We start from the raw sequence: 4,395 nt of genomic DNA, 5'->3' as shown, positions 1-4,395 counted from the left end.
AGCGGCAGATGTTCGGACGAGCCAGCTTCGACCTGCTCCGCATTCGCGTCCTCAACTACCACTAGCCCGTCGACCTGGACCCGAACACCGTCACGCTCTGTTGCCACAGGCTTTGATCCAGAGCCGGGCTCTGACAGTGCTTCGCGACAAGAAATGTCAGTAACGCTCCGTGCCGGGTGCCCGGTGACGGGGATCACGGACGCGGTCTATGAACTCCCCTTGCCCTCGCCCGGGATGCGGGCGCGTGCGCCTGGCGGACAAGATCAACCGCGATCGCGGCGGCCTGGCGCCAGCCCGCCCGATGGTGCCAGCAACACTTTCGAGGACGTTGCGGACGGGCGAGCCAGGGAACCAAACAGCGGATCCGGCGCACTGGTCCCTGCTGCGCGGCCACGCCCGGGAGGCGATGAACGGTCGGGGCATTCCCGAAATCCGTACAGACATGATCATCTACGACCGGGCATACCACCGACATACCACCGCTCCCTACGATCCTTTGACGGATGCAAGTCAAGGAAACGGAAAGGGCACCATGCGACTGAGCACCATACTTCGGCATGCGGCGATCGTCGGGACCGCGGGACTGACGTTGTCGATCGTCGGCGCCGGCGGCGCTTCCGCCTCTGCGTCGGCTGACAAGACTCTCAGCGGCAGTTGCTCGTCGGACCCCAAGGGTTTCAGCGGCTCGGCACGCTACTACTTCAACGGCGTAGGGCGTGACGTCTTCACCAAGTTCACGTACACGATCGGCGGTCGCGCCGGATCGAAGACCGACGTGGCCATCGATGTCTATTCGGACAAGAACAACGCACCCGACACGTGGTGGAGCGGTTGGAGCACCGACAAGGCCAAGGTGGGCACGAAGAGCGTGACCGTCAGCATCCCCGCCTCGTCGAAGGACAAGGTCTACGTTAAATTCTGGGTGCGCTGGGACCTTCCGGGCCTCGACCCCACGTGCAGCTTCCAGACCAAGCGGATCTAGCGGCCGATGAACCACCGCGCACTTGTCGCGTCCCTGCTGGCGCTGGTGGCGGTCACGTCGTGCTCCACCGGCGGTGAGCAGGAAATTCCGCCGGTCTTCGTCGCCGCCTCCTCGACGGGGGCGATCGTGTACGACCCGCAGACCGAATCGCACCTCGGATACGCCTCGGACGGACGGCACGTGTGGACGGACAAGCAGGCCGCCGTATGCGCGGCCCGGTGCCCTGAAGCGGCCTTCTCCACCGCTACCCGGAAGGTGCTGAGCCGGCGGGGCGATGCGGACACGGTCGTCGCCGAGGAAGGCACGCTCCAGATCCAGCGTTCGGACGGCAAGAAGGAGAGTCATCAGGTCGCCGGCGTGGAGAACGTCCTCTGGCAGGAGAGCCCCGACCGGACGACGGCTCTGCTGCTCTACGCCGACCCCACGCTGCCCGGCGGTGAGATCCTGCGCTTCCAGCGCGACGCTCACGGATGGCGGGCTACAGGGGAGCGCGTGCCCGCTGGGGGGTTCTGGGGTGGCTGCGTCGGCGGAGACTGGGCAGTCCTGACCGGCGAGCGCGGAGGGATACTCAAGGACGGGACCGTCGTTCCCCTTCAGGTCAATCTCGACCAGCCCGGGGAATGCGTGGCCGGTACGCGCGGGGGCGCGGTGGTGTCCCGCTACGTCGACCAGCGCGGAACCCATCACACCGAGGTTCGCGGCATCGACCCGAGCGGGCGGCAGACGTGGTCGCGCGATGTCGCCGCTCGGGCCGGTGTGATCGCCGATCCGTCCGGTACGGTGGTCGGCCTGGTCCACGATGGTGAGCTGGAATTGCTCAACGTCAAGGGGGAGGTCCGCGAGCGGCGCGAGGACGTCGTCGCGGCCAGCTTCACTGAGACGGGCCGCCTGGTGACGGTGAACGCCGACGGCAAGGTCACCTGGGCTGCATAAAGCTCACTCATCCGCGTGTCAGACGGCATGTACGCCTGTGCGAACGTGCCGGGCCACTTCGGCCAGCCCACAAGTGTGGAAGGGGTGTCGGCCACGCCGACCGCCCGAGCGATGAATGTTGAAGGCGGCGCCTGCTCCAAGCGGGAGTGCGCGGTCAGTCGCACGCAGCGCCGAAGATCCGACGGCTGCCGGACCATTTCCCGTCAAAGGGCCCGGCGGTGTCGGCGTGGTGAGCGACGATGCTCACGCACATGTTCTTGCCATAGACCCGGACCGGTCCCGCGAAGTACTTGAAACGTCCGTTGTCGTAGTCGTAGTTGTTCTTGACGTTGTCCTCCCGGAAGCGGCTGTTATACATGGCGATGTCCATCGGGGTACGCGTGCCATACCGCTGATGATCCGGTCGTTTCGCCAGGACCGCACAGTTCCAGCCACTGCTTGCGTTGTAGTAGAGCTTGATGTCACTGATGTAGAACTTCTCGCCGGTGTACGCGTCCTTCATAGGGAGGCGCCAGGTGCCGACAAGAGATCCGTTGCAGCCGTATCCGCCCGCGTGCGCCGCGGCGGGCATGGCCGCCCCCACCCCTGTCACGACAATCGCTGAGAACACGACATGCAGAGTTTTCTTCACCGTGGTGAAACCTCACTTCCTCGCCGCGCATGGAAAACACGTGCACTATCACGGTGGACCAGCGATTCGGGAAAGTCGTTCGCCGAGAGTCGCCGAATCCTGAGCACAGAGCCCACAGCCCCGAGGCGGTGGAGGTCGGGTTGGTCCTGGAATGTGACGTGGAAGGTGTACATCCGGCGGCCCACGCACCGGCCGAGCCGCCACCACCAGTGATTAAGCATCCGCTCCTGCGCCACCCGCATCGCCTTACCCACCCCAGGTCAGGTGTTGCATCCAGCACGACAAGATCCGGGATATGGGCGGGATGATCTCCGACACTGGACCCGAAGCAAAGGCCGTACGGGCAGCTCAGAGGACGTTGTCCACCTGAATCATTGATCCGCTGTAAAACCGCCGGCAGCTCGACCCCATGCGGGGGATCGCCAGTAGGGGCGCCGGGTTCGCTTCCGTGCCATCTGCGTGCCGCAAAGCCGTGCCATACCGTGCCAGATCCCGTAAGCGAGCCCCACGTCAGGGGCATGATCACCGTGCCATTAGCGTGCCATTAGGTTGAATCGATCATGGCGCAGCGAGCATCTCATGACACGGGAACGCAGGCCAGGATGCACTACCGAGGGATCATGGCTCCTTACCAGCGAGGGGTCACTGGTTCGAACCCAGTACCGCCCACCTGCATCAGAAACCCCGTGGCGATCACTCTTTGGGGCTGTTGGGTCATTGGCTCGCGCAAGCGGGCACACCCGAGTTCGCCGTCATCGACGAGATTGGCCTGATCAGTCGCCGCCCGACTGGGCAACTCCCGGGCATCAGCGCCTGTCTTGTCCGGCTGAGCGAACCGGCGTGCAAGGACATCAGCATCCCCCTATTCCGAGAGTCTCCGGTAGGTTGTTGGCCGTCCTTGGCCCCCCAGTTGCTCGACGAGCCCTCTCGATCTCAGTTCGCGAAGTGCCTTGCGGATGTTGGGTGCGGACAGGTTCAGTTCCTGCTTGAGGTCAGCGACACTGCGTGTCCCGGCCGCCAAGGCGTCGTAGACGCGTAGCTCCGTCTCGTTCAGGTCGGAGCCCGGGTGGATGACGGGAACTGCCTGCCGCCGTAGGACGACAGTGAATCGGATGGCGGCGTCGATGTAATGCGCAGGTGGAAGTCCGGCCTCTGCCAGGGCATCGGCCACGATCGGAATGCCGGTTGCCAGCGCCTCGATCACTCGCGCGCCTGTTTCTGGTGTGCGAGCGTGTTGGCAGATCGCAACGAGTCGCGCATTGCGTGCGGAGGTGACGGCATCCCGGCCGAGCCGGTCGACCGTGATGCCGTACAGGCCGCCCGGGTTGGAGACGATCAACCGGTCACGACGGAGTCGAACCTCCACGGCCATGCCGGCCGACCAATGATCGAGGTCGCGATGGAGAAGAGCGTTCGCGATGATCTCGCGAAATGCGATGTATGGATAGGCTGGCCGATCATGAACAGTCCCGTCCGGCGCCGACACGACGCTGGTGTCAAAGGTTCGCCGTGCCCAGTTCAGAGCCTCTTCCAGCATCCGTGGAATAGCTCCAGTGATCGTTGTCTGGTTCCGGGCCCGCGATCCTACGGGATCGGTCGGCAAGGGCTCTGCCGAAGCCTGGATGACGAAGCGCGGAAACCACTCCTGTGGATGAACCCCCAGAGCCAACACTCCTGCGACGGTCGGAGTGCCATCGGACAGAGTAACTCCGGCACGCCGTAGTGGACCGTCCCGGGAATCTTGGAGGCTACGATTCCTGCGAACTTGCGAATGACGTAGCAGATTCCTGCGCCTTATAGAAGGCGCCTTCATACTCCTTCGGTGGAATATTACCGCAGAACGAGTGGA

Annotated in this window: 4 protein-coding genes; 2 read left to right on the top strand and 2 right to left on the bottom strand. The window is 64.3% G+C overall.

From position 1 onward, the window contains the following. The first annotated feature begins 244 nt into the window (after window positions 1-244). Together ABN273_RS58885 and ABN273_RS58880 are read left to right on the top strand one after the other, a co-directional pair. Window positions 245-982: a hypothetical protein gene (locus tag ABN273_RS58885; RefSeq protein ID WP_349458532.1), complete on the top strand. Its 738-nt coding sequence runs from the start codon at window positions 245-247 to the stop codon at window positions 980-982. A gap of 6 nt (window positions 983-988) precedes the next feature. Then, on the top strand, window positions 989-1,915 hold the full coding sequence (locus ABN273_RS58880; RefSeq protein ID WP_349458531.1) for a hypothetical protein: 927 nt from the start codon (window positions 989-991) through the stop codon (window positions 1,913-1,915). Window positions 1,916-2,069: 154 nt separating this feature from the next. On the opposite strand, the gene ABN273_RS58875 is transcribed toward ABN273_RS58880, so the two are convergent. Continuing rightward, a complete protein-coding gene (locus ABN273_RS58875) occupies window positions 2,070-2,546 on the bottom strand; it encodes a hypothetical protein (protein WP_349458530.1) in 477 nt (158 codons plus the stop codon). Window positions 2,547-3,408: 862 nt separating this feature from the next. Next, a complete protein-coding gene (locus ABN273_RS58870; protein WP_349458529.1) occupies window positions 3,409-4,083 on the bottom strand; it encodes an ATP-binding protein in 675 nt (224 codons plus the stop codon). Window positions 4,084-4,395 lie beyond the last annotated feature (312 nt).

The organism is Nonomuraea sp. B19D2 (assembly GCF_040137845.1).
Taxonomy (GTDB): domain Bacteria; phylum Actinomycetota; class Actinomycetes; order Streptosporangiales; family Streptosporangiaceae; genus Nonomuraea.
The sequence above is the reverse complement of the archived record's forward strand: the minus strand, read 5'-3'. Positions and strand labels throughout refer to the sequence as shown.

Bases quoted from the DNA above. Each gene is read 5' to 3' on its own strand.
- ABN273_RS58870 (WP_349458529.1), bottom strand. From the start codon at position 4,083: ATGCTGGAAGAGGCTCTGAACTGGGCACGGCGAACCTTTGACACCAGC.
- ABN273_RS58880 (WP_349458531.1), top strand. From the start codon at position 989: ATGAACCACCGCGCACTTGTCGCGTCCCTGCTGGCGCTGGTGGCGGTC.